Genomic DNA, 25,068 nt, shown 5'->3' on the forward strand with positions numbered 1-25,068 from the left:
CCAGGCAGGGCGTATTATAATACCTTTATATCTAATCGTGTATACGCACCTAATCCGCCGTCATTCCCCGCGAAGGCGGAATCCAGTACGCCGCGCCGGTCATTGGTTCACTCAACTGGCGCCACGGCGTACTGGGTCACCCGCTCTCGCGGGTGATGACACCTGTTGATGCGGCGAGTCCTCCCTTGGAGGAGCAGTGGCAGCGGCGCTTGGCTCGACGACTACGCCCCGAATACCTTCGCCAATCCTGCCTGAGCCTCCTGCTGAATCGCCTTCAGGTGCTCGGGGCTGCGAAAACTCTCCGCGTAGATCTTGTAGACGTCCTCGGTGCCCGACGGCCTGGCGGCGAACCAGCCGAAATCGGTTTCGACCTTGATGCCACCGAACGGCTGGCCGTTGCCGGGCGCCTTGCTCAGCGTGGCGCGGACGGGATCGCCGGCGAGATCCTTCAGGCCAAGCTGCTCGGGCGTGACGGACTTCAGGATGTTTTTCTGCGGCGGGGTCGCGGCAACGTCGATGCGCGCGTAATGGGGCACGCCGAACTCGGCGGTGAGGTCGTTGAAGAGCTGGCTCGGATCGCGGCCGGTCTTGGCCATGATCTCGGCCGCGAGCAGGCCGAGGATGATGCCGTCCTTGTCGGTCGTCCACACCGTGCCGTCGCGGCGGAGGAACGAGGCGCCTGCACTCTCCTCGCCGCCGAAGCCGAAGCCGCCCGTGAGGAGGCCATCGACGAACCATTTGAAGCCGACCGGCGTCTCGACCAGCTTGCGGCCGAGTTTTTTCGCGACGCGGTCGATGATCGAGCTCGACACCACGGTCTTGCCGATCGCGGCGTCCTTGCCCCAGTTCGGGCGGTGCGCGAACAGATAGGAGATCGCGGTCGCAAGATAATGGTTCGGATTCATCAGGCCGCCGGTGCGCGTCACGATGCCATGGCGGTCCGCGTCGGTGTCGTTGGCGAAGGCGACGTCGAAGCGGTCTCGCATCGCGATCAGGCTCGCCATCGCGTAAGGCGAGGAGCAGTCCATGCGGATCTTGCCGTCCCAGTCCACCGTCATGAAGCGGAACGTCGGGTCGATCGCCTCGTTCACGACCGTGGCCTTCAGGCCGTAGCGCTCGATGATCGGATGCCAGTAATGCACGGCGGCGCCGCCGAGCGGATCGATGCCGATATTGACGCCGGCGGATTTGACCAGGTCGAGATCGACCACGTTGCCGAGATCGGCGACGTAGGGTGTGACGTAGTCATAGGCGTGGACGTTCGCGGATTTGCGCGCCCTGGCGTAGTCGATGCGGTTCACGCCCTTCAGGCCGTCGGCAAGATAGGCATTGGCGCGCTTCTCGACCACGGAGGTCGCGTCGGTGTCGGCCGGTCCGCCATGCGGCGGATTGTATTTGTAGCCGCCGTCCTCGGGCGGATTGTGCGAGGGCGTGACGACGACGCCATCCGCAAGGCCGGAGGTGCGGCCCTTGTTGTAGGTCAGGATCGCGTGGGAGATCACCGGCGTCGGCGTGTAGCCGCCGTCCTTGTCGATCATGATGTCGACCCCGTTGGCCGCGAACACCTCGACGGCGCTGACCAGCGCCGGCTCGGCCAGCGCATGGGTGTCGATGCCGATAAAGAGCGGACCGGTCAGCCCCTTTTCACGTCGGTAATCGCAGATTGCCTGCGTCGTCGCGAGGATATGGCCCTCGTTGAAGCTGGTCTTGAACGAGGTGCCGCGATGGCCGGAGGTGCCGAACGCCACCCGCTGCGCGGGATCGGCGACATCAGGCTTGCCGGCGAAATAGGCCGTCACCAGCCGCGGAACGTTGGTGAGCGCGTCCGGCGAAGCCTGCTTGCCCGCCGCGGGATGAACATCAACCACTGGATATACCTCGTCCTGTCGTAGAGATTGCGCAATACCATAGCATCGGCCAAGCGCCCGCCAAGAGCACAACACCCGCGATGGGGCGGCCGTTCCTGAGATCATGCTATGGTCTTTCGATCGGGGCTTTTCGAGTCGGGGCATGACGCTGTTTCAGAGGCTCTTGGTTGTTCTGATGGCCTGGCTTGCGACGGCCGGCATCGCGCCCGATGCGATGGCCGCGGAGTTCTACACCGAGGATTTGCGTATCCCGATGACCGAGGCCGGACCGCAGGGGCTGGAGGCGTTCCTGGTTCGGCCGGCCGGGACCAAGCGCTATCCGCTCGCGCTTCTCAGCCACGGCTCGCCGCGCAGTTTCGACGATCGCGCGACGATGTCCGCGCACAAATATTACGGCATCGCTCTCGAATATGCCCGGCGCGGCTTCGCCGCGCTGATCGTGATGCGGCGCGGCTACGGCACCTCGCCCGGGGGACGCATCGACAGCGTCGAGGGCTGCTCCAATGCCGCTTATCTGCCGGCCGCGGCGGTCGCGGTGGCGGATTTGCGCGCGGCGATCGAGGCGATGGCGCGCAGGGCCGACGTCACCACATCAGGCATGATCGCTGTCGGCCATTCCGCCGGTGGGTTCGCCACCGTCGCGCTGACCGCACAGGCACCAGCGGGTCTCGTCGCCGCAATCAGCTTTGCCGGCGGGCGCGGCTCGCGCGACGACGACGTCTGCAATCCGAACGGGCTGGTGCAGGCCTTCGCCACGTTCGGCAAAACCGCGCGCGCGCCAATGCTGTGGGTCTATGCCAGCAACGATTCCTACTTCGGTCCCGACCTCGCGCGCCGCCTCCATGACGGATTTCGCGCCAATGGCGGCAACGCGAAATTCATCGCGGCGCCGCCTTACGGCGACGATGGCCACTATCTCTATTCGGTGGTGAGCCGCCCGCAATGGACGCCGTATCTCGACGCCTTCCTGCGCGAGCGAGGTCTCGGCCACGACGTCCTGAGCCCGCCTGATCCGCTCCCGCCGCCGGGCCAGCTCAGCGAGGCCGCGCGCGCCGAGTTCGCGCGCTATCTTACCAGCACGATGCCGCACAAGGCTTTTGCGGTGTCGCCGAACGGCGGTTACGGCTGGCGTTCGGGGCGCGCGACGGCCGACGACGCCCAACGCGATTCACTTGGCGCCTGCACAAAATGGTCGCCCACCTGCACGCTCTATGCGGTCGACGACAAATTGGCCGGGGCTGCGCCAAGCACATCGACCGACCAGAGCTCGCGGTCGCGATAGCCTCGCTGCGCCGCTGGCCGCTCGCGCCGTCCGAGCCGGGCACCCCGAGCCGCCAGAAAATCGGTTGTTAACTCGAAAGAGATAATACCTGCTTCATGCTGCGGGATCGAACACACATCAATGCCCGCGCGACGTGGAAACGCGTTGCGATCGCCGTGCTTTGGTTGGCATCCACCTCCGTGCACGCTCAGGACAGCGCCCCGAACGACGCGGAACTGAAATTGGCGGCTGGCGATCACAATGCAGATCTCGGCGCTGGAGAGACGCCCGCATCGCGGGCGGCAATCCGAAAAATCATCGAAAGAGAAACGGCCAAGACCAATCTGCCCGCCGACATCGCGGAGGCCGTCGTCTTCGTTGAAAGCGGATACAATCCGGGCACCATTGGCGCCGTCGGCGAGATCGGCCTCATGCAGGTTCGGCCCGAAACGGCAGCGATGCTCGGATTTCGGGGACATAACGCGGAGCTCGCAGAGCCCGACATCAACATCCACTACGGCGTTCTCTATCTGAGCCGCGCATGGCGCCTGGCAGGCGGGGACCTTTGCCGAGCCCTGATGAAATATCGAGCCGGTCATGACGAGGAGTCCATGACTCCGCGCTCCCAGGTTTATTGTAATCGCGCCCGCAATCGTCTTGTCTCGATGAACTCGACGAATGTGGGAAACCAGGCTGCGGCCGTCCCAGATGTGGCACCGGCGCCAACTCCGGCACCCACCGTCTCGAAGTCGGCGCACAATCAAAAGAGACCGGCACAGCCGAAGGACGTTTACGCACGTTACCGTCAAGGCACGGCGGTCGCGAGCAGGGCCTATTGGGCAGCACAGGAAGCCCGGGTCCGCCTCATCAAGGCTCGCGTCGAAGCCAAGTGGAAACGGGTCGCATCACGCCAATAGAATTAGAATTGCTGCCTTGAGACGACCAGCGGTTGGACGAACGACATTTTTGAAACCGAACCTTGAAACCGAACCTGAATAGAGATCATGCACAATAGTTTGAGAGTTTTGTTTGCAATCGTCGCGACCGGCGCAGTGGCCTTGTCGGCCTTTCTCGCGATTCGGTTCCTGGTCGGTTTCAGTGGCTGAACCCGATCGCGCAGGCACCATGTCGTGCTGCGCCTGCGTCTAGAGCCGCTCGCTCAGCGCGAGCTTGTAGCCGACGCCGGTGACTGTGGTGATGACGGGCGTGCCGCTGCCGACCAGCTTGCGCCGCAGCCTCGCCACCAAGGCATCGACAGTGCGGATGTCGACCTCGGCCTGGCGGTTACTGACGACCTCGATCAGATAGTCGCGGCTGAGCGGCCTGCCGTCGGCACCGACGAGCGCCGCGAGCAGGTCGAATTCGGCCCGTGTAAGCGCCACCGGCTTGCCGTCGCTGCCGAGCAGCTCGCGCCGCGTCAGGTCGATGATCCAGTCGCCGAAGGCGATCGAATTATGGTTGCGCGCCGCCTTGCGGTCGATCGAGCGCCGCCGCAGCACGCTTCGCGCGCGCGCGAGAAGGTCGCGCAAATTGATCGGCTTGGTGACGTAGTGGTCGCCCGCGACCTCGAGGCCGAGGATGCGATCGACGTCGGTGTCGCGGCGGGTGACGAAGATGATGCCCGCGTTGCTGGTCGCCTGGATCTCCTTGGCGAGATCGAAGCCGTCACCATCAGGCAGCTGCACGTCGAGAAAGACGAGATCGGTCCGCGTCCGCAGCGCCTGGCGGCATTCGGCGCAGGAGCCGGCGCCGACCACGTCGAAATTGTTTTCGCTGAAATAACCGACCAGCATCGTCCGCGTCACCGGATCGTCCTCGACGACGATCAGCCGCTCGCGGCCGGCGACACGCAATTCCTGAACTGCGGAATCAGCCACGATGTTGGATGTCCTGTGTGCTTGCGGGCCGGCCTGGAAGCTCAGGTCGCCGAGCGCGCCGTCCTGTGAACGTACATTCACGACTTGTTCGAGCCCCCTCGAATTGCCTGCTGCAATACTAGGCGCGTTATCGCGCCCAAACAACATTGGTCACGATCGAGCTGGATTAAGTATGAATTGGCCCACACTTCTCATCCCACGCATCATGTTCGGGAGCCCCGCACAAGCGGCTGTTGTGCGGGCTGAAGCCCACGCCGCGGCCGCTTGCCACGCCAAGAGCTTCAAATCTACTGTGGCGCCCCGAAAAGCCCGCCCCAGGAGGTGGCGCCATGGAAGTCATCCTGCTCGGCACCGGGGGCCCGCGCCCGGACCCGCGCCGCATGGCGACGACCACGCTGATCAGGCTCGGCGAGGAAAATATCCTGATCGACGCAGGCCGCGGCGTCATGGTGCAGCTCAGCAAGGCCGGCGTGCCGCTCGGCTCGATCAACACGGTCTTTCTCACCCATCACCATTTCGACCACATCGGCGACCTCTACGACGTGATGCTCAATTCGTGGTTGCACGGGCGCAGGGACGATCTGCGCATCTATGGACCGCCGGATACCGAACGTCTCGTCAATACGCTGGTCACGCAGGTCTACGACAAGGACATCGCCTGGCGCGATCAGGGCGAGCCGAGCTTTGGCGGGTGGAAACCTGTCGTCGCGACCGACATTATATCGGGCCCCGTTCTCGACACCGGGCGCTGGAAGATCAGCGCCGAACTGGTCTCGCATGGCGACGGCCTCGACATGTCGCCGGCCTTCCTCGCACGCTGGATGTGTCTCGGCTATCGCTTCGAGGCCGAGGGCAAGGTCATCGCAATTTCCGGCGACACGGTGCCCTGCCCCGGTCTCGAGCGGTTGGCTGAGGGGGCCGACCTGCTGGTCCAGTGCTGCTTCCTCGCCACACCGGAGATCGACACCGAGCACCTGCGCCGGCTTGCGAAATTCACGATCGCCTGCGGCGATACAGTCGGGAAGGTCGCGGCCAAGGCCGGCGTCAAGAAGCTCGCGCTGACCCATCACCGGCCTCGCACCGACGATTCCATGCTGAACGCGCTGCTTGCGGACGTCAGGCGGGACTACGCAGGTCCAGTCGTGCTCGGCGAGGACCTCACACGGATCGAGGTCTGAGAACTCGAGATGCGCGAAGGCCGTCCGGCCTCAGGACGATCCAACCTCAACCCGAAACGACAACTGCTCCTCCGTTCCGGGCGCGATGTGCATCAGGCCCGGCTTGTCGGTGAACTCGCCGTCGAAGCCGGCCGGACTGGCATAGCCGCGCCAGGGCTCAATGCAGAGGAACGGCGCGCCCGACGGTTTCGACCAGACGCCAAGCTCGCGAAAGCCTCGCCATGACATTTCCAACCACGGCCCGGCGGACGCGCCCTGCTCCGCGGCATAACGGACCGAATTGCTCGCGATCCGATCGAAGATGATTGCGTCGTCGACGAACAGGGATTCGGACAAGGGCAACACGGAGCCTTTGATCGGGCTCGGCTCCGTTGCCGGACGCAGCAAGCCGCCGTCGAGACGGCGGACGGGAGATGGCTCTGCGTTCGCGAAGCTCAGCGCGTAACTCTCCTTCGCCAGTCCCGGTTGGAGCGGCCAGTTGAAAGCGGGATGGCCGCCGAGCGAGGCCGGCAATATCTCCTTGCCGGTGTTCGCGACGACTAGTGAAAGATCGAGACCGGATTCGTCGAGCGCATAGGTTGCCGTCAGGCGGAACGCGAAGGGGTAGAGCGCGCGCGTCGTCTCGCTGTCTTCGAGCACCAGGACACAGCGACTTTCGCCACGTTCCGCCCACGCAAAGCGGCTGTCACGCGCGAAGCCGTGCTGGGTCATCCGGTAGGTCCTGCCCCGGTGCCGCAATTCGTCATTGGCGAGACGCCCGACGATCGGAAATAGCAGCGGCGCATGGCGGGGCCAGGCAGGCTCCGCCTGCCAGACGAACTCGACGCCGGCATCGCTCGCCAATGAACACATCTCCGCGCCTTGCGCCTTGATGGTCGCGGTGAGGCCGCCGCTGCGGATCGTGTGCGTGTCATCAGTCATGACCGAATGGTTAGCCTGGATTGATGGCGATGTCTTTGCAGGAGGTCTAGTCCAGCTTCTACTCAGTCCCAACCCGTTGCAAGTTCGGAGGAAAATTGGGTTCCTCCTGCACGGGGCCGCAATCGTTGGGCCATATTTCTACTTATAATTGTATTTCCCTGCATGTTTTCGCTCCGCTTGAAGCGGATCCGTTGTCAACAGCCGAGCTTGATGATGGCGCGGATCGCGCGGTCGCGCCGGGCCACAGCGCGCGCCTCATAGCGGTCCAACCTAGCGAGCTGCGGCAGCGCCCGGCGTACAGCCTCGCTGGGGGGTTCTGCCTCGTCACAGGACATCGTCGACCATGGGTCCCCTGGTGTCGGTCGCGGGGGCGAAGCCTTGCGCCGCAGCGCGAGCTTGAGGTCGCGCGCTTCTTCTATGCTTCCCGTAACGGTCGGCGGCGGCTCGACGAATCCCGGTGCGCTTTTGATAATTTGCGCTTTCGCCTGGCGGACCCGGGCGAGGTCGAACGCGGCGATCGCCGCGGCGCGGGCCAACTCAAACGCGATGCGGCCTTGCAGAGGGCCAGCGATTTGCTTGGCGAGCTTCTCGATTATCTTGGTCTGCGCGGCGTTGGCCTGGAAGGGCGTGGAGAGCCCATGGCGCCAAGCGTTTTGGCTGACGCGTGTCTTGCCGCCGCGCGAGCGCGGCCCAGTGCTTTTTGTCGCATTCCGCCGATTGGCTTCAATCTGGTTTTGGTTTGCCATGATCATCCAACCTGCTCACGAGCATTGAGCTGGACGAGCGCAGGTTGCTCCGTCGCGTGTTCGACGGCGCTCCGGACCTGCTTAGCGAACGCCTCGCGATAGCTCGAAATCGCGCCCAACGCGCGATGCAGTCGTACTTGCTGCGCCGTAATCATCCGATCAAGCATCTCAAGCTGGTCAGCCTGGCTGCTGATCGCGGCGGCTTCGATCACGCCCTCATCGAGCTGAAAGTCGGCGAGCCGTTTTGCAAGCTGTCGCCGCGCGTCCGGCTGTGAGAACCAATTGCGCTCCAGCGCGGTCCGCGCGTCGCATTCGGCGGGCGTTTCGGGTGGGCCCAGAAGGCGCTCCAACACCTCCGAAATTGCTGCGCCATAGGCAAGGTTGACGATGTGGTCCTTGCAACGCCGCAGCCGCATCATCTCCCAAGCGCAGGCCGCAATGTCGGCGAGAAAAATCTTCTCGATGACGTTCTTAGGCCGGATTTCGCGCGCCAGTTCGCGTTGCAGGGACGCAAACGCGTCTTTGGATTCGGTGATGAGCAGCGAACTCTCTAGGATCGAAACGTCGCATTGCTCACTGTGATGACGCGGTACCATCGTGTGCTCCGAGCCGTCGGCCGAGACGGCAGCAGCTTGCCCTCACCTCAGCTCGGCCGTGGAGCTGGAGGCGCATGCGCTTAGTTGGCCTACGGCGTCGTGTCACCGTGCCAAGAACTGATGCGATATTTTTGAAGGTCGAAGTCTGGGCGATCCGCCGAAACTTCGCTGTCTCGGATCCCGAGACGCTGCGGGCGACGTCGTCGCCGCAGCGAAACCATACGTCGGGCTGTAGCGTTTTTCAAGCCTGCGCCACTGCACCTCACCTAAAGAATGAAGCGTAACCACGGCGCAGGTGCAGCGGCCGGCGCTTTTGCTCGTCGTCGAGTGTCACGCAAGGCCATCTTTCTCCTTTCGAGCTGCCCCCATTCGAGATAAACTTCCCCGCAGCCTCCTGTTGGAGGGAGTTGCCTCGGGCGATGCCTGAGGCGGTGTCCGGCGATGCCGACACCCGCACACCTTTCGCACGATGGACCCGTCGAAGAACAGCGAGGCCATGTCGCCGACGCGATGCGAATGCGACGAGGAGCCAATTTTAGCCCTTCCCCTCACCGTCCGCTTTGATAAGCGGGCATTGGAAACAACCATGGCGACGGAAATGGATCTTCGTTCCGAGGCTTGCGAAATCCTGCGTACGACCCGGGTGGTTCGCAGGGGAGCGCAGAGCGAGCGGATCTCGCTCTTCGGCGCGATCCTGCTGGCGCAGGCCGACAGAGCCTTGCAGGGTAATGATCGCGCGGCGAAGGTGGTGCTCGAGGTTGGCCTGCATTGCGGCATGTTCGATTGTAGCCCGACAAACCCATGGTACGACCTTAAGAAACTCGAGGAGGACGAGATCCAGGCTTTTGAACGAATGCTTGCAAAAATGTACGTCGGCGTCCCCGAGCAAGAAGGAGCGTAAAGGTTCGCGTCGCTCTTGGCGACTAGACAGCTCGCCGTCTTCGCTTAAAGGCGAGGCGGCGTGCTGCGGCGGTCCGAACTGATCTGCGGCTCATCAAGACGCCGCGCTGATCACTAAACTCAAACATGCTTCTTTATTTTTATCGCTAAACGTTCATAACAGACTGGCTCTCAGCATAGCCATATTAAGCGCTCAACGGTCCGTCTTCGTTTAGATTTTCGCTCGTTCAGGTTTCTCGGGTTTCGCCTTGCGCAGACGAACGCCGGGACCGCCGCCGTTTGCGTCGATAAATTCGACGCCTGCCGCCTCCAAAGCTCCGCGGACGGCAAGGTTATTCGCTGCGGTCATGGAAGTCTCTTTGTCCGTCGTTTCGGCACGGCGTATCGTAGTCAATCCCACTGAGGAGGCCCGAGCCAAATCCTCCGCACTCCAGCGGATTAGCGCGCGTCCTGCGCGCAGCTGCGCACTCGTCAAAGCATTAACAGTTGACTTTTTCATTCCAAGTGATACTTTTCATTCCAAATGGAAGTGAAAGTGCCTGTGTGATGTGGAGTTTAGTAAGCATGGATTCGCGAATGTTTGCAAAAACTGATCACAATCGTCGATCGTTTGTCGGCGGCTCTGATGCAAAAATCATAATGGGCAATGACGATCTCGCCTTATTGCGGCTCTGGCAAGAAAAGTGGGGCGAGCTCGTGCCCAGTGATCTTTCAAGGGATCTCTTGGTCCAGCTGGGCACAGCAACCGAACAACTGAACCTGCATTGGTACGAACTCAATACCGGCCAAGTGATCATCGACGCGCAGCGGCGTATATTTCATCCCGTGCATCGGTGGATGGCAGCAACACTCGATGGCCGCGTTCAGCAGACCGGAGCCGTGTTCGAGGCCAAATTTATGCTGCCCTGGAATTTTTCCGAAGAAGAAGCAGCTGAAAAACATATGGCTCAGCTGCAGCACAATATGTGGGTCGTCGCGTCCCGCAGCGCCGTGCTCTCAATCATCACCGGTGGCGGCAAATGGGTTGAGATCACTATTCATGCCGATCCGCTCTACCAACACCTGCTGCTCACGGCCGAAAAGAAATTCTGGCGGTGCGTTCAGAACGGCGAGCCGCCGGTTCTGTTCAACATCGAAACGCCGCGTCCACGGCTTGAGGCCGTCAAGGTCGTGGACATGTCTTCTTCCAATCATTGGGCGGAGCTGGCTGCCACCTATCTCCAAACCCGTGAGGCGCACGGAGAGCATGAGTTCGCCAAGTCCGAACTGAAGAAGCTTGTGCCGGAGGACGCCAAGCAAGCCGCAGGCCACGGCGTCAAAGCCAAACGCTCCAAGTCGGGCGCAATCAGCTTCGAGGCACTGGTTCGGGAGGGGGACCATGCACCAAGCCAGTGAGCGGATCGGCGCCATCGCTGCAGCCCTCGCCCGGGCCCAAGCCGATCTGACAAACCCAGAGAAGACACTGACCGCGGTGATCCGATCGCCGTTTCCGCGCGAGGGCGATCGCACCTTTCGTTACGCTTCCCTGGCCTGCGGGTTAGAGATCGTTCGCAAGACCTTAAGTCAGCAGGAGATTGCTACCATCCAGACCACCCGGATCGAGACGGCCACGGCCCAGATCCATCTCACGACGCTGCTTGCCCATTCCTCTGGCGAATGGATTTCCTCGGACTGGCCGGTCTGCGCCGCCAAGGACGTCGAGGCGCCACACCGGATGGGGGCGGCGCTCACCTATGCAAGGCGCTATGCCCTGTTCGCTCTGGTCGGGATTGCCGGGGAGGACGACCTGGACGCCCCAGATGCGATCGCCGGGCCACCGGCCGCCACGGAGCCGCAAGCCGCAGCAGGATTAAAGGCAAACCCACCCAAGGGGGTTCTAAACCGTCCGCCCGTCCTGTCGCCGGAACGCTCGGCGGAGCTATTGCAGCGGCTGCTTGGCGAGCTTGCCTCCCAGGAAGACGCCGATGGCCTGCTCAGTTGGGCACGAGCCACCCTGCCCCTGAAGAACACGCTTCTGGCACCTGACGCCCGTCTTCTCGAGGCCGATTACGAAAAGAAGCTCCAGGAGTTCTCCGAGCTGGATACGGCAGAACAGCAGGCGGCCCAACCGTCGGACCCAGTTTCTGAGGCGGCGCCTCTAGCAGAATCCCAAGCAGAGATGGGGCCCGCCCCTGAGGAGCATCAGACCGGCCTCACCTTCCCGAAGGAGCCACGGCGAACGCGCAATAAGCTGCATCTAGCGTTCGTCCGCAGCCAAGCCTGTCTGATTTGCAAAAAGACTCCGGCCGATGCCCATCATCTGAAATTTGCTCAGCCGCGCGCCCTGGGACGCAAGGTGAGCGACGAGTTTACCGTCCCGCTTTGCCGCTGTCATCACCAAGAGCTCCACCGGAATGGCAACGAGACCACATGGTGGACCAACATGCAGATCTCACCTCTGCCAATTGCCAAGGAGCTGTGGGACGCAAGCCCAGTTCATCGGGCCGGCAACGCAAGCGCGACCAATCAAGTGTCTGGATCCCAACACGGCTCGGAGGCACCGCGTCAATGAACGGGCGTTTCGTCTTCACGACGTGGTCACGCTGCTAGCACGATCGACAAGAAAATAGGCCGCGGGCCCCTCGCGGCAAGCGATGGGCCGCCCAGGGCGCATGCGCAGTGAATGCCGTTTAACGGCGGCCCGTCGCACCAAATTCTGAGCGGTCGCGGTCCGCATCTCGGTCATCACCTGACCACAGCAAATGCGGTGATCGCGCCAAGCCATGCGAAGCCGAATGGCGGAATTTGACGAGCGGTACATCGCGATGTCCGGATTGATGCGCTATGGGATGAGGCGGAAGGCGGCGCAGCGATCGTTGACGGAGCTTTGCTTGAAGACCGTTATGCGCGCGGGGGCGATAAGGAAAATAAAGCCGAGCGCCTAGCCTCTTTCCGCATCAGCCGCGCTTCTTCTCAGAGGACGGCTTAAATTCCACGACCTCGTGCTGGTCGCTGCAATCCAACTGCCCTTGCTGTTTTACGATTACCTCGAGCTCAAGAGCTTCAAAGGCGAGTTCATCCGCCAAGCGTTGAAAGAACGCGCGCTTTTCGGCGTCCGCCGCCAGCTGACTCATAACGGCAAAGTCTCTGGCGTCCGCGCGGAGCTTATTCAATCGTGGCCTGAGGTCCTTCATGTTGTTCCGGCCTGGGTTCAAAGCATCCTCGGCGGAAACAATAACCTTGCTTGCCGGGATGGCGCATGAGTTAACTGCAAAATAGATTATTGGTTCTTTCCTAACTGTTAGTTTAGCCGCATATTCACCGTGCCAGGCGTAGCCGTGGTCGCTCGTGGACCAAGCTTTCGGATTTGACGGGCTGGGTCGCGGCGCGAGGCCTTGTCACTCCGGCTTCGCCGCGGGTACGTTCAGATTGTTCAGTTGATGTTGGTGCTCGGATTTGTGCCAGTGGCGGTGTCTTTCGTCCCCATTTCCGGGGGGCGCTGAGGACCGACGCGGGCCTACCCGCATTCTCCCCCTTCCGCCAGGAGGGACCAGCGTTGGCGCTGCTCGCGCTCGTTGCTCATGCCCGCACTCCCGCATTTGTGCCGCCTCTTGCGCGGGGACCAGCAGAGATGGGCTTGCGATGATGGCGGCGAGCACCAAAGGGGTGACATGGGCATTGGACGACTCCTTTGCCAAACCGTTAGCCATGATCCCCGGTGCTCGGTCTCTCTGTGCCATGGCTGGTTCTGCCGCAGAGCGCTGGACCGCACCCGCGCCCCTCGATTGGTCGCAGCGCAGCCAAACGCGCAAGACCGCGCGAGCTATCATTACAGATTTCAAGGCACCAACCGCATATTGTCAGCAAGCCTGACGGAAGTAGCGGCTCTAATGCAACACCCGGGTTGCTTCTGCTAGCCGGACCTTCTCTCTCAGCTCCTCAAGATCCTGGATCATCGAGTAGTTGCACCAGATGGTGTGTGACATGTGCCAAGTTGGGCTTTCGGCGTTTGAAAATTCGATTTTTTGGTCCCATTGCTACCGTCCCCTCGCAACGAAGATCACTGGACCGACCGATTAGCAAGGAGCGTGCCAACTGTGCGTCCGCCGAGCGCTCCGCTGGAGAGCAGGGCCCGCGGCAATCAGACGCATTAAAACAGTTAATGCCTAGTCCTGCACGGCTTGATCGGTCTGCAACTGCAGCGGTGCGTGTGGCCGACCCTGTCTTGCGGCCGCGGAAAGGTTGGCAAGGTTTGCGGATCGTGGCCGCAACTGGCCTGGGTGACGGCACTGGCGTCTTGGGGCGTAGGATCTGCTCGGAAGCGTTGGCGGTGATGCCGCCTATCGTTCTTGGACCATCCGAAGCTGCTCGGCGGCATCCGCTCTGTCGCGCACCATTTGTGCCTGCCGCCGTAAGCTGCTCGGCGAGCCGACCAAGGTCGCGAACGATCTGATCTTCGCTGGCCTTGAGCCGCTCGATCGCTTGCTGCGCGTTGGTAAGTTCGCCCGACATTCCCTGGTATCGGCGCCAGCTCCGCCGAACTGGGAGCAGCCGGTTGGGTCGCATCGTGCGGTCGCTGAAGTGCCACATAGGTTGCAGTCGTCTGAGTGGCAGGCAGAGCCGAGGAGAGCTCAGGTCTTTCTTGTGGCAACGACGAAGGTGAAACGACATGCGCGCACCATCGATACATCACTGGTCGGCCGCATCGCCGTAAGATGACTGCGCAGCGAGAGCAGCTAAACAGATGCCGCTTGCCAACAGCAGACCGATCAGGCCGCGCAGTACCGGCTTTCCCCCGATGAGCGCGCCCCCGGGTCAGATGGTCGAAGCCATTTGGTGGGATTCGTCGGATGAGAAGGAGAGCGCCCGCCATCCTGATTTAAGCTGTTCATTGACACGCCCGAGTTGTTCATCTGCACGTGCGATCTGGTCATAGGCGGGACGAGCCGTTCATCTGCGCGCGCAACAAGCTCGACGTCTTCTGGTGAGAGCGCGGGACTATGAAACCGTGAGCCGGGATATATCGGTTTAATCTTAATCGGCGAATGCATTGGCGTTCCCCATCGCACCAGCTCGGCGGACAAGGTCTCATGCCTGCGAGAGAACTTTGAAAAAGACCGGATGGCAGTGCATCGCCGGGAAATCTGAAGGATTGTCCAGACTGCACGCATCTCGCCAAGCCTGCCCCCCAAGCCCATCCGACCGCAGTAGACAACTTTACTTCGGTGGTTACAACCCGGGCGCCACAAGCTCCGCCGCGTGCATCGAACAGCTGCCTACCAGCGAATTCATCTTCATTGCGGCGAGTTCTTTTTCTTTGTCGCGACGGTAAGTCGTTTTGAGGCCGCAGCTTCGGCCTTTCTGACCCGCTCTCGGAGCTCGATGAGCTGAAAGTACTCGGCTTCCAGCGGGTCGCGATAAGGGAACTGCTTGGCAGGTGCACGATAGTTCGAACTTCCATACGACGAATATCGAATCATGGAAATCGATGCCCTGTTGTCAGGCAACCCCACCCACTGGTGGTTCGGAAATACCCGATCGACGCGACGATATTCCGTCTCGGCAACTTGGCAACGAATGTCACTCGTTAAGCTTGATGCTCGCGAGATGTGTTAAAGCTGGAACTGCCGATCAGAAGTGGATCTGCACGCGAGGGCCGGCTAGCTAAACGAACAGATCGCATATCTTCGAACCGAGGGCGGCCAACCCCGAATACCATACCGCAATTGTTCGTTGCGAGTGGCAGCCACTGCTTTTGAGCTGTGGAGAATAGCGAAAACCAGAAGAATTATGAGCCGGCTCGCATTCAATCCGACGCAGTGAGTCGGAGTCCCCGAAGTGCCGGACATTTGGTTTCCACTTCTCGCGACCGCCATCGTCGGCACACTCCTTTTTCGTGCGTTCCGACGATAGACCGCCCGTGGCAATGAACCCTCAGCCGCCGCTGAAATCGCGGTTCGCTGCGCGATGCTTGACTGCGCATAAACAGCTAGGTTCCCTTCCAAGGGGAAGGTGGCCGTGAGTACCTGGTCGCTCTTTTTCTAATTGTTTTGAGCGTGGGCATTTTAATCGGCCATGCGCCATGCGCTCCTGTATCCCCGGACATCAACTTTTCGTTCAATTCGGGTTTCTTAAAGAAGGACAAAATCGTGCACTATCTCATCGTAAGCGCTGCTCCGCGCGAAATAGACCGGCTGAGCTGAGGCCGCCCGCATCGCTCGTCAAGGCGAGGCAGACTGTGGGTCAACGCATTTGTTTTGGCAGTCGCGAGGCGAAGGCCGCCTTCGCGCAGCCGTGCAAGTCGCAAAGCGTTCATTGTTCAACGCCTAGCGTCCGAGTTTGCTCTCTCAGGAGAGAAGCCGGTGCGCCCGCGAATGAGACAGCGAGACCGACATCTGAGCGGGGGCTTGCAGCTCGGCTCACGATCTGCGGCCGCGCGGCTTGGCCTTCAACAGATGATGACCTCGGGCGTCCCGCAAACGGCCCCTCCAAACCGCATCAGCTCGCTGCGGCCGCGGCATTTCTCGGCGCGCACCGAGCGTCGCAAACCCGAAGCACCTTTATGATATTTCTTCGGCCGACAGGGTGCAGATGGCTGCGTGATCAAGTGATCGGCCGCGTCTAATCAAGAGCTTTGGCAATAAGGAAATCAGCCAGCTTGCGGCCGCCTCGAAGTTGCGGCTTGAGCCATCGCGGCACCCTGCCCCGCCCCGACCAGGTCTCCGTCGGATTCTTTGGATTCCGATACTTCGGACGAACGGGCGGGTATTGGCGGCGCTTACGTTCAAACCGGGTGACTTCGTGAGCCATTCCGATCCTGCGCAGCCGTTCCTCCAATCTAGCTTTTTCCGCCAACATCGCGTCGCCAAGTTTGGCGATCACCTCGTCGCGAATTTCCGAAAGCTCGTCAAGCGATAGCAACTTCAGATGATCGATGTTCATAGGTCCGTCCCCGGTTCTAAGAGCATTAATCCATCAAGCCCAAGCAGCGGGCAAGGCACGGCTTACAAATCTGTTCCCCAATCCACATTTAATTGCAGCAACCAGCGGCGATAAAGGCAAGAAGGCGGTAATACAGTGGCGCGCGAAAAACGCTGGGCATTTAATTCGCCGATCCGGTTTGCGATAGGCAATTCTGCACTGTCACCTTTTGGCTACCGGGCACCGCACTCCGTCGCTGACCCACGTCGCTAAAAAGGCAGAAGATCGAGAACAATTTGCAGCGTGAACGAAGAAATTAGAGCTGCCATTGAGAGACTCGGACGGACGAGCTCAAATTGAAATGGAAACAGAGCGTTTATCGAGCAGATTCTGATCAGGCGCGATCATAACCGGCTGCGACGAAGGGCGGTGAAGGCGGCAGAGCGCCGCTGCCATACGGTGAACGGCCATGAGCCGCGGCATCATGGTCGAGGCTTCAGTCTCGTCGATGAACAGCAGCCGGAGGATGTTCGACGCCGCGAGCCGCAATCACCTCTCGGCGCAACAACGAAAGCGGACTATGGAAGCGTTCTCAACCGTGCACCGGTGCAGACCCACCAAAGTCCGCCGAGCTCCGCGAACAATGTTGAGCCAACTTGAAGATCTGCTCCCCTGGGCGAAGGCCAGCCTAGCGCTCAAAGAACACCCTTCTGGAGTCGGAGGCCCGGCTCGCCCGCTTATCAGAACAAGCTTGAACACGTTGCCCGTTCGCCGGCCAGCGGCATCGAACCAACGCTCGAAATAACAATGGAGCTGCTCCCGGGTACGGTCGCAGCCCCGAGCGACGCTCATCATCTGAGATTCGCTCAGCCGAGCACTCTCGGGCGCAAGGTCGGCGACGAGTTCACGGTGCCGCTCTGCCGTGCCCATCACTCAGAGCTGCATCGGTGGGCAATGAACGAGCTTGGTGGGGTAACTTGCAGATCACGCCGTTGCCGGTTGCGCTGAACTTATGGGGACTGGCCCCCTTCGTGGCCCACGCACCGCTCAGGCTTTGAGCGGGGCTGTTGTCGCACGCCCGGATTTCGAACGCTCATCATCGTGAATGCCCGCGCATCAGCTCACCCCGTGGCGCTGCTGACAAACCTGTGGGTATTGGCACCCGCCTCACTGCTACTGCCGGCGCAAAATCTTGCGAACCACGCGTAGCATGCAGCTGACGATCTTTGCCAATCTCTCAGGGGTTGCGATCGCATTTGCGCAACTGCTGGTAGGTCCAGCAGCTTTTGCGCCACCTTGTTCTGCGCAATGCAGCAACTGCGGCACTCACCAGATGCCGAGACCCGGGCTGCTGGGATCGGAGCTCATCTGCGCCGACATCCCAAGCTGGTCTCCAGCACTCCGTTCGGTTTCCAATGCTAGAGGCGGATCTTAGGAACCATTTCCGGTCGAAGCCGTTGATCAAACAACCTATAGTGATGTCCGCGCAACGACGCACGTCAGGCCGGCGACGGCACTAATGCTCTTCGCCTTCCGCCCGCGTCTACGGCAGACCGTACGTAGGAAGTTATAAGTACGTGGGGAGCTCCAAATGCACCCTTTTCAGCCGCTTTAGCCGGAGCCGCGCTGGTACTCGGGGAGGTGATGATCGGGTTTCAGCCCGGCAATGCGGGACAATTGGACATGCCCCCGAGAACGCTCTCGGTGAACCAGCACATCCAGTTCGGGACCCCCACGCTGCCACCGATGGCCTACACTATGTTTTGCCTGCGCTACGGGGATGAATGCCGCAGAAGGCCGTTGTTTCGCGGCGGGGCGGTTCGCCTCACTGACAAACGCTGGGCCGATCTTAAGCTGGTTAATCAGACCGTTAATCGCAGCATCATTCCTGAGAACCAGGAATTGGGCCCAGTTGTCGAAACCTGGTTGATCAATCCGAGTCGGGGCGATTGCAACGACTACGCAGTGAGCAAGCGCCACGAACTGCTCAATCGCGGCTGGCCCGCGGGGGCGCTGCTGCTGAGTGAGGTCGTCACAAAATTGGGAAAACATCATCTTGTTGTCGTCGTGCGTACCCGAAGCGGTACTCTAGTTCTCGACAATCTGACGCCGCAAATCAAACCGTGGGCGCGTGCGCCGTATCGCTGGGTACGAAGTCAGATGCCGAACAACCCTCAGCTGTGGACCACAATTGCCGACCTCGGGGAGTGAGTGTGTCTCGAGTACGTCGACAAAATTCCCGAGCCCGACCCAAGTACCTCCCTCCGTACCCTACGCTGGAGCTTATCCGATCGTGGCCCGAGAGCCTGACCGAAAAAGGTGCGCGGTTTCCTTCGGATTTGCAAAGTTTCGGGGGAGGACACCATAGCGCGGGACCAAAGCCGCTCGTAACAAGCATCAGCGCAGTGTCCTGCGTTACACAAGTGATTTGCCCGGTACAGAAGGGCGTTGATCGTTCGGAAGATACCGCCGCGACGGCGGTTGGGCCGGCGCGCGGTCGATCTGCGCGAGATTGTGCAGGCGATCTTCTATATTTCTGTCGATGGCGAGCCTTGTCGAAGGAGCTCCCGCTATACTCGTTCTGTCGACGATTAAAGATTCATTCCAGCCCTGGGCTCTCGCTCATTCGTTAACCACGCTGAATGCCGGCAAGATTGAAACGTGACAAGGGGCGTCGTTCTGCGCAGGTGACGCCCGAGGCAGTCGCCGTATTCCGACAAGGCATCGAAATGCTGCGCGGCCCTTACGACCCATACGAGTTCAGGGATCTAAGGATCGCAATGGCCGCCGCTCTCGGCCGATCAAAGTTCCGCGCATCGCCGCTGGATTGCGAGCGAAGGTCGTTGATCGGCTGCGACGTTGGATCGTCCGACGTCGCGTTCGAACCGCTTCTGAAGGAGATTGGGATGGGGCGCCTATTCATGACGGACGCTGAATGAAGAGCCTGGCGACCTTCTCGATTATTCCTTCGCACCTGCCACAGAACGTCTCGTCGACGAACAACATGGTTTGCGACTAATGACGAGACGGCGGATACGGCCAGCACGATGACAAGAAGATCCAACATCATCCTCAGCCTCGAACTCTCAACACTTCACGGGATCACCTGAACTCACGGAGCACCCCGAGGCGCGCGCGGTTAATTGAGCAAGCCGAAATCAGTTTCAGGGAAATAAATCCCTTCCGGCAGATCCAGAGCGGCCGAAGTCAATTATTGAATTTCGATATATACAGCCGCAACGTCCGGCCTTATAATACAACTTTAATAGTCTGATTCAAATAAGTGGCGATCGGAAGCGCCGACCTTAGTTCCGTCCAAAATTATTTTCGAAAACCAGAAATACGTATAGGGTTATTCTATTGAGCTATGTTTTGCAGCGTTGACTTATTGTGAGGGGCCAATGGATGCTTTTTGTAGTCCGCGTCGCCGCCATTTTTCCGAGGAACTTCAAAAGCTAAACGACTTGATGCTGGAAGTCCAAGGGCTGCGCAGGCGCGTTGCGCTAGCAGAGATCGAACTCCGAAAACAGACGGCCGCTAAGAAAGCGCCCCTTGCGACAAGGCGAGGCCTTAGGCTCGTCGTAGATGCGAGCGTCGGAAAGACGGCCATTTCGACGTAATTCTTTCCTTGGGAGATTCCAATGAGCGTGGCTCTTCCCTATATCGGTCTTGTAGTGTGTTTCGCAGTATCGGGTTGGCTTACACTTACTTACATGCTTTAGCCTCGGCGGGCGCTCCTGTTCGTTGCTTAATGATACCGAGCAGCGGTTTCGACATGGGTTGGCTACTGCGAAACGCCGTCGACGAAAGCCTGGCATTCGTCGTCGGCTGTGACCGCGAGCCGGTCGATGTTGTGCTGGGGCCTCGGGCGCAGCTTTGGAAATGGGTTCGGTCGGTAGGCGCGGCAGGGACGCCTGAACAAAGCGATTATTCGGCGTACCTTCTGGCCGCCATGCCGCCGCCAGCTGTAGCGCGCAGCCAGCCTTTATCTTATCAGAATTCCTGCACTAGTTTGGTTTTTAAGAAAGGAGACGTCAGGTGGCTAAAGCGACGCTCCAACATTATTGATGGGGCGGTCGAACAACATGGCGCGTTGTTCGCAATCCACGCACTTATCCGATCCGCTGCGCAAAGGCGCGTCCGCTGGTTCGGCTTACTCGACCTAGCTGCTTACGAAAACGCTGTAGGCTCGGCTTCGAGCGGACGCGTGCGGACAACGACGTCCAGCGCCTCGGGCGCATGATGCTCATCGCTGCCGTGCTCGATCGCAGGCAGCGCAGCGCCGCACCTCGGAAGCCCCTTCGCTTCGGCGCAGCATGGTCCAGCCTTGTTCCTCAAGGTAGCGCCAGCCCGCCGGCGCGCGCTTTTTTTGTAGTCGCTTAAGCTCGGCTAGGAACGGATCATGTCATCGAGCGCAGGCGATCGATGTGGCGGCCGAGCAAGTACGCCGTCTGCAGGCGCGGAGTCCGAGCGATCGAGCAGCCGGGCCGGTTAAGGAGGAGCATTTTAGATGCGGACCTTCAGAGGAAACGTCTTACGCGCTGACGCGAGGGGGTAAACGGACAACGCACTTGGTCCTGGAACAAAATATGTTTTATTTAATTATTTAATATGATTTAATTCCGTTCGACTAAGTGGGAAACACGATGCCAGTCCAGAACGACGACCGCCGCGCATTCTTGAAACCTGTGGGAAATTTTCCTATCAACCTCTCTCCCATCGGATGCGATTGCCCAGTCTGGTGCAAGGGCCGTCCATCATCACGGCAATAATGGTTGGGGCAACGGTGGCGGCGATGGCAGCCCAAATGGCAAGGACGACAGAGTCCGCTGAATTGATGACGGCCTTTCGGAAGGAGACACAATGCAGCCCAAGCGTTGCGACGGGATTGGCATTTCGCCTCCTTCAGCGTTTCGCTGCGCTGGCTAGCGACGTAGCTGCCGCGCTTGTCGCGCTGCTTATCCCGAGCACAGCTTTGAAGGAAGTGAACCGGCCCCTGAGGGAGGCGACGGTAGCAAGCAGTTGACTGCCCATCCCCATCAAATACCCGCAGCGTCGTAAGTGGAGTTGTTTAGTGTTCGCGGTCCTCATCTTGTCTACGATGATCTCTGTCTCCTTTGGCGCCGGTTACTTGACCAGAGATCTCATTTCTCGTAGGCGCCGCGCCGAAGAGCGCCGCTGGGCACCCTATTTGCAGCCCAGATGGCTACCAACTCAGCCTGCAAACCGAAACGAAAAGGAGTCTTCGCAGAAGGGTGAGCTTGGTCAAATGCTGACCCGATGGGATCAGCGCGCACGCGCGCGGCGGAGCTTGCGGCGCGGTTAGTTGACCCCCGGCTATCTGCCGCTTTCGCGGGTGTCGGCGCTAAGCCTCTGCCTTGAAGCAAATGAACTCACCTCCCGAGCGGAGCGGACAGGCCGTTGAGAAGTCGCTAAGCTCAGCCATATCGCCGTCAATGGCGGTCCGTGAATAGCATTCCGCTCAGGTCGAGCTACCGCCGGAAGGCGGCGTACACAATCGGCCACGTAGCCGCTAAGTCCGGGATCACCTCTCGCAATCCGCAAGCCCATTGCGCGCCTCGTTTTTGCCACGCTCGACTGGGCGCCGAACGCGGGATACTTTGCGACTGCGCAGGCCAATCGCATTCGGCGGCAAAGGCCGCGCATTCCTGTGCATCGGCCGGCTTGCGGGCTGGCGATCATGCAGAGCAGCAAAAGAACTCGGAAAGAGCGATGCAGCTCAATTCCCAGAACTGAGAGGGAGCTCTAACTCAACCTTGAGCAGCAAGCGACTCGCACGGGTTGACCGCAGAACAATAGCTCGACGCAAGCCGCGGGAGGCACTATTCGATTGGCTATGTCCCGCAAACTGATCGTTTTGGCGGCCTGGTGCGTACTAGGCTTTATTATCTTTGCGACATTGTCGCCGATTGGGATGCGTCCAGGTACCGGTTCCGCAGGTATCGAGAGGTTCCTCGCTTATGGCCTGCTTGGCGCTCTCTTTGTCATGGCGTACCCTCAACACTTGCTACGCGTCATAGCTTTAGTCCTCGTCGTGGCAAGCGCGCTCGAATTGCTGCAACATTTGACGCCAGATCGGCACGGCCACATCGCCGATGCCGGAGAGAAGATCGCGGGAGGCGTAGCCGGAGCCAGTATTGCAAGACTGGCTCAACTGCTAATTCGAGCAGCGGCTTGAGGAAAAGCCGGTAGACCGTTCTTTGTCTGCCTTCTGGAATGATGTGCAAACGGGCCGCCGCTCAGGCGCCGACTGCTGGCGTCCGGCCTTATCACCGCGTGTGCAGGTGACTGCGGCACCCTTGTTAGCGCAACTCGTATTGGCTACATCGGGAATCCGCGCGCTTTACCAAGGTGAGCTCCTGAAGACCATATGGTGGCGCGCAGCGCAACAGTGCGTACTCAGAGTAATACGGCGCAGGTGCGCGCCAACACAGGTGGCCGTCGACGGGAACTTCATAAGCAGAAGCTCGAATCGTATATGTGCAAGGATTTGCAAGATTGGGCTCCTTCCTAGCCGCGTATTGAGCTTGGGCTTCGGTGTGCAAACCGAATGCAATCAAAGCGATCGGAAGCACGCGCAATTGAGTTACTCCAAATTTGGCCGCCGCACGGCTTTTAACTTCACTATTATTTTCGATATTTAAAGCCGAGATATTAAATGTCAATTTATTATTTAAGTCAACAGGGGGGGCGCTTCGTCGAGGCCGCTGCGCCGCCTGAACCTGATGAGATATCTACCCGACCATGGTTTCCCCTTTCCAACTGAAAGAGCGGCGCCGCGAGATAGTCGTCGCGCTCGGAGCCGCATCGCCCCATCAGCGACGAGCTTCAGAAGATCGCAGCCATTCAGCAGACGATCTCTGCTTTCGAGGATGTCATCGCAGATCTCGACGCCGAATGCGTCAATCGGGCAGCTTGTGCGGAGGACCGGCTTGCTCAAGATCGAACCGCGAAGAAGATCATGCGCAACTGGGGTATGGGTACCCGCCTATCTATTATTGAGACCTTTCGCTCAAACGGCCATTATGCCCCAGGATGACGACGGTTCGATTTGGGCGTTGCCCACCCCATTGGCAGCTGAACTCTACAGGATCAATCCCCGTATGGGAGTGCCGCGGTGCCTTGGAGGTACTGAACCGACTCGATGGAGGAGCGGCGGCCGTTTCGTTGCGGTCTTTATTGCTTAGCGGCGCGACGAAACGCTGCTTGGCGCGCGTTCCCATCATCATGAGCGCCATGGCCTGCGATCAGTTTCCAAAAGCATCGAGCTAAACGGGATACAATCGATAAAAAGCGGGAGGAAGCGCAGGGAAAAGGCCGTTTCACCTTGGGAAGGAGCGGCCCACGATTGGCTAATCGCGCGACCCGCTCGGCCGTCCAACGCTCTCATAGACGAAGCCAGCCGCAGCCATCTCCTCGGGGCGGTAGATGTTGCGGAGGTCGACGATGACGGGCTGCGCCATGGTCGCCTTCAGCCGGTCGAGGTCGAGCGCACGGAACTGCACCCATTCGGTGACGATGACGATCGCGTCGGCGCCTTCCGCGCAGGAATAGGCGTCCTCGCAATAAGTGATGCTGGGCAGTTCGCTCTTCGCCTGCTCCATGCCGACGGGATCGAAGGCCTTCACCTTCGCGCCCATGTCGATCAGGCCCGTGACCAGCGGGATCGACGGCGCATCGCGCATGTCGTCGGTGTCCGGCTTGAAGGTGAGGCCGAGCACGGCGATGGTCTTGCCGCGCAGCGAGCCGCCGAGCGCCTGGCTCACTTTTCGCGCCATCGCCCGCTTGCGGTTTTCGTTGACTGCCAGCACGGATTCGACGATGCGCAAGCTCACGTCGTAGTCCTGCGCGATCTTGATCAACGCCTTGGTGTCCTTTGGGAAGCACGAGCCGCCGAAGCCGGGGCCGGCATGCAGGAATTTGGTACCGATGCGGTTGTCCAGGCCAATGCCACGGGCGACCTCCTGCACGTTGGCGCCGGCCTTTTCGGAGAGGTCCGCGATCTCGTTGATGAAGGTGATCTTGGTCGCAAGGAAGGCGTTAGCCGCGTATTTGATCATCTCGGCGGTGCGGCGTTCCGTGAACATCAGCGGCGCCTGGTTCAGTGACAGCGGCCGATAGATATCGCTCATCACCTTGCGGCCGCGCTCGTCGGCGGTGCCGACGACGATGCGGTCGGGGAATTTGAAGTCGCGGATCGCCGCGCCCTCGCGCAGGAACTCAGGGTTCGAGGCGACGACGACGTCGGCCTTGGGGCTGGTTTCGCGGATGATGCGCTCGACCTCGTCGCCGGTGCCGACCGGTACGGTCGACTTGGTCACGACGACGGTGAAGCCGGACAGCGACTGCGCGATCTCTTTCGCGGCCGCATAGACGTAGGACAGATCGGCGTGGCCGTCGCCGCGGCGGGAGGGCGTGCCGACCGCGATGAACACGGCATCGGCATCCGCGACCGGCTTGGACAAATCGGTGGTGAACTCCAGCCGCTTGGCCTTGACGTTCGTCGCGACCAGTTCGTCGAGCCCGGGCTCGTAGATCGGGATCTCGCCGCGATGAAGGGCCGCGATCTTCTTCTCGTCCTTGTCGACGCAGACGACGTCGTGACCGAAATCCGCAAAGCATGCTCCGGACACCAGTCCCACATAGCCCGTGCCGATCATAGCAATTCGCATGAAAACCTCTCTCCGTTGAAGACGGATCCGGTGAACACCCCAACATTTCTTTATCCGGCCACACGGCCAACATTGGGGCAAGCTGCTGCGGGCGAATAAATCTTCGCCGGTCAGCGCGGAACCAGCGG

At 60.4% G+C, this 25,068-nt stretch carries 18 protein-coding genes and 1 pseudogene; 9 read left to right on the forward strand and 10 right to left on the reverse strand.

All coding sequences use genetic code 11. The features are described from left to right. Positions 1-221 precede the first annotated feature (221 nt). Entirely contained in the window at positions 222-1,868 is a 1,647-nt protein-coding gene (pgm, locus tag ABIC03_RS09610) for a phosphoglucomutase (alpha-D-glucose-1,6-bisphosphate-dependent) (RefSeq protein ID WP_354057392.1), read from the reverse strand. A 142-nt stretch (positions 1,869-2,010) separates the two neighbouring features. On the opposite strand from pgm, the gene ABIC03_RS09615 reads away from it, so the two are divergent. Then, positions 2,011-3,150: an alpha/beta hydrolase family protein gene (locus tag ABIC03_RS09615; protein ID WP_354057394.1), complete on the forward strand. Its 1,140-nt coding sequence runs from the start codon at positions 2,011-2,013 to the stop codon at positions 3,148-3,150. 95 nt (positions 3,151-3,245) lie between these two features. After that, complete coding sequence (locus ABIC03_RS09620; RefSeq protein WP_354057396.1) at positions 3,246-4,046, forward strand: transglycosylase SLT domain-containing protein; 801 nt, start codon at positions 3,246-3,248, stop codon at positions 4,044-4,046. Between the two features lie 228 nt (positions 4,047-4,274). On the opposite strand, the gene ABIC03_RS09625 is transcribed toward ABIC03_RS09620, so the two are convergent. After that, complete coding sequence (locus ABIC03_RS09625) at positions 4,275-5,087, reverse strand: response regulator (protein WP_354057398.1); 813 nt, start codon at positions 5,085-5,087, stop codon at positions 4,275-4,277. A 248-nt stretch (positions 5,088-5,335) separates the two neighbouring features. Between ABIC03_RS09625 and ABIC03_RS09630 the strand changes: the two genes are divergently transcribed. Next, positions 5,336-6,184: an MBL fold metallo-hydrolase gene (locus ABIC03_RS09630; protein ID WP_354057400.1), complete on the forward strand. Its 849-nt coding sequence runs from the start codon at positions 5,336-5,338 to the stop codon at positions 6,182-6,184. 30 nt (positions 6,185-6,214) lie between these two features. Here the strand turns inward: ABIC03_RS09630 and ABIC03_RS09635 are convergent, their stop codons facing one another. The 3 genes from ABIC03_RS09635 to ABIC03_RS09645 all read right to left on the reverse strand — a co-directional run bounded on the left by ABIC03_RS09635 (position 6,215) and on the right by ABIC03_RS09645 (position 8,447). After that, positions 6,215-7,105 (reverse strand): aldose 1-epimerase family protein, encoded by an 891-nt coding sequence (locus tag ABIC03_RS09635; RefSeq protein WP_354057402.1) that lies wholly within the window; start codon positions 7,103-7,105, stop codon positions 6,215-6,217. Positions 7,106-7,299: 194 nt separating this feature from the next. Further along, positions 7,300-7,857 (reverse strand): hypothetical protein, encoded by a 558-nt coding sequence (locus ABIC03_RS09640; RefSeq protein ID WP_354057404.1) that lies wholly within the window; start codon positions 7,855-7,857, stop codon positions 7,300-7,302. Next, entirely contained in the window at positions 7,854-8,447 is a 594-nt protein-coding gene (locus ABIC03_RS09645) for a hypothetical protein (protein ID WP_354057406.1), read from the reverse strand. The genes ABIC03_RS09640 and ABIC03_RS09645 overlap by 4 nt, the downstream gene beginning before the upstream one ends. A gap of 586 nt (positions 8,448-9,033) precedes the next feature. Between ABIC03_RS09645 and ABIC03_RS09650 the strand changes: the two genes are divergently transcribed. Next, a complete protein-coding gene (locus ABIC03_RS09650) occupies positions 9,034-9,348 on the forward strand; it encodes a hypothetical protein (RefSeq protein WP_354057408.1) in 315 nt (104 codons plus the stop codon). Between the two features lie 210 nt (positions 9,349-9,558). On the opposite strand, the gene ABIC03_RS09655 is transcribed toward ABIC03_RS09650, so the two are convergent. After that, positions 9,559-9,696 carry a hypothetical protein gene (locus ABIC03_RS09655; RefSeq protein ID WP_354057409.1) on the reverse strand — a complete coding sequence of 46 codons (138 nt, stop codon included), beginning with the start codon at positions 9,694-9,696 and terminating at the stop codon, positions 9,559-9,561. Between the two features lie 227 nt (positions 9,697-9,923). Between ABIC03_RS09655 and ABIC03_RS09660 the strand changes: the two genes are divergently transcribed. Next, positions 9,924-10,742 (forward strand): YqaJ viral recombinase family protein, encoded by an 819-nt coding sequence (locus ABIC03_RS09660; protein ID WP_354057411.1) that lies wholly within the window; start codon positions 9,924-9,926, stop codon positions 10,740-10,742. Further along, positions 10,726-11,898, forward strand: a complete 1,173-nt coding sequence (locus ABIC03_RS09665; protein WP_354057414.1) for an ERF family protein — start codon at positions 10,726-10,728, stop codon at positions 11,896-11,898. Before ABIC03_RS09660 ends, ABIC03_RS09665 begins: the two co-directional genes overlap by 17 nt. Positions 11,899-12,283: 385 nt before the next feature. Here the strand turns inward: ABIC03_RS09665 and ABIC03_RS09670 are convergent, their stop codons facing one another. The 3 genes from ABIC03_RS09670 to ABIC03_RS09680 all read right to left on the reverse strand — a co-directional run bounded on the left by ABIC03_RS09670 (position 12,284) and on the right by ABIC03_RS09680 (position 16,796). Further along, on the reverse strand, positions 12,284-12,520 hold the full coding sequence (locus ABIC03_RS09670; RefSeq protein ID WP_354057416.1) for a hypothetical protein: 237 nt from the start codon (positions 12,518-12,520) through the stop codon (positions 12,284-12,286). Between the two features lie 3,427 nt (positions 12,521-15,947). Beyond that, on the reverse strand, positions 15,948-16,268 hold the full coding sequence (locus ABIC03_RS09675; RefSeq protein WP_275171415.1) for an H-NS histone family protein: 321 nt from the start codon (positions 16,266-16,268) through the stop codon (positions 15,948-15,950). Between the two features lie 330 nt (positions 16,269-16,598). Next, positions 16,599-16,796: a hypothetical protein gene (locus tag ABIC03_RS09680; RefSeq protein WP_354057418.1), complete on the reverse strand. Its 198-nt coding sequence runs from the start codon at positions 16,794-16,796 to the stop codon at positions 16,599-16,601. Positions 16,797-17,891: 1,095 nt separating this feature from the next. Here ABIC03_RS09680 and ABIC03_RS09690 point away from each other — a divergent pair. The 3 genes and pseudogenes from ABIC03_RS09690 (at position 17,892) to ABIC03_RS09700 (ending at position 22,446) form a co-directional block, all read left to right on the forward strand. Then, positions 17,892-18,458 carry a transglutaminase-like cysteine peptidase gene (locus ABIC03_RS09690; RefSeq protein WP_354057420.1) on the forward strand — a complete coding sequence of 189 codons (567 nt, stop codon included), beginning with the start codon at positions 17,892-17,894 and terminating at the stop codon, positions 18,456-18,458. A gap of 199 nt (positions 18,459-18,657) precedes the next feature. Further along, positions 18,658-18,826, forward strand: a pseudogene (locus ABIC03_RS09695) (transposase); the annotation flags it as partial. Positions 18,827-22,104: 3,278 nt separating this feature from the next. Beyond that, the gene (locus ABIC03_RS09700; protein WP_275171411.1) at positions 22,105-22,446 is read left to right on the forward strand and encodes a VanZ family protein; all 342 of its coding nucleotides are present in this window, start codon (positions 22,105-22,107) and stop codon (positions 22,444-22,446) included. Between the two features lie 1,174 nt (positions 22,447-23,620). On the opposite strand, the gene ABIC03_RS09705 is transcribed toward ABIC03_RS09700, so the two are convergent. Beyond that, the gene (locus ABIC03_RS09705) at positions 23,621-24,940 is read right to left on the reverse strand and encodes a UDP-glucose dehydrogenase family protein (protein WP_354057422.1); all 1,320 of its coding nucleotides are present in this window, start codon (positions 24,938-24,940) and stop codon (positions 23,621-23,623) included. Between the last annotated feature and the right edge of the window lie 128 nt (positions 24,941-25,068).

Source organism: Bradyrhizobium sp. RT6a (assembly GCF_040547675.1).
Classification (GTDB): Bacteria; Pseudomonadota; Alphaproteobacteria; order Rhizobiales; family Xanthobacteraceae; genus Bradyrhizobium.